The sequence below is a fragment of the Psychrobacter sp. GW64-MNA-CIBAN-0177 genome, assembly GCF_040309585.1.
GTDB classification, from domain to species: Bacteria; Pseudomonadota; Gammaproteobacteria; order Pseudomonadales; family Moraxellaceae; genus Psychrobacter; species Psychrobacter okhotskensis.
The window spans coordinates 1-248 of sequence record NZ_JBEOOY010000491.1; the positions used below are offsets into that span (position 1 = coordinate 1).

1 protein-coding gene is annotated in these 248 nt (G+C 64.9%); it reads left to right on the top strand.

Translation table 11 applies throughout. The features are described 5' to 3' along the window. Positions 1–21: 21 nt before the first annotated feature. Positions 22–248, top strand: a 227-nt coding sequence (locus AAEY79_RS15945) for a hypothetical protein (protein ID WP_352289650.1), incomplete at its 3' end; no start/stop codon positions are given.

Below are 248 nucleotides of genomic sequence, written 5' to 3' on the forward strand. Positions count from 1 at the left end.
TCATTGGGCGGTGCGGTGACTGTGGCAGACGGTGGGCACATCGGCCTGGCCTCCGGCAGCACGCTGTCGGTGGGCTCGTTGGTGCTGGGCGGCAACTCGAACCTGGATGTCGGTCTCGGCACTCCGGTGCTGGGTGGCGGCACAGGCCTGCTGAATGTCGGCGGCAATCTGACCCTGGACGGCAACCTCAATGTCACCGATATCGGCGGCTTTGGCAGCGGCGTCTACAACCTCATCAACTACACCGG